This window comes from Salinimicrobium oceani (assembly GCF_012037645.1).
The window spans coordinates 1-443 of the sequence record NZ_JAAVJR010000662.1; the positions used below are offsets into that span (position 1 = coordinate 1).

At 46.3% G+C, this 443-nt stretch carries 1 pseudogene; it reads left to right on the top strand.

From position 1 onward, the window contains the following. A pseudogene (locus HC175_RS18765) lies at window positions 1-443 on the top strand (tRNA pseudouridine(55) synthase TruB); the annotation flags it as partial.

Genomic DNA, 443 nt, shown 5'->3' on the forward strand with positions numbered 1-443 from the left:
ACAAATTCTCCTTTTCGACAAACCACTGGATTGGACCTCCTTCCAGCTGGTGAATAAGGTGAGATGGCTTATAAAAAGAAACTTCAGGATCAAAAAGATCAAGGTGGGCCATGCAGGCACTTTAGATCCGCTTGCTTCTGGTTTGCTCATCCTTTGTACCGGAAAGTCCACGAAACTCATTGAAAGCCTTCAGGGGCAGGAAAAGGAATACACGGGAACGTTCACGCTTGGTGCCACTACCCCTTCCTACGACATGGAAACCGAAGTTGACCGTGAATTTCCTATAGATCATATTACTTCGGAAGACATTCTTAACGCCACAAAAGCTTTTTCAGGAGATATTCAGCAGCAGCCACCAGTCTTTTCAGCATTAAAGAAAGACGGAAAAAGGCTATACGAATACGCCCGAAGCGGAGAAGAAGTGCACATCCCCACCCGTACGG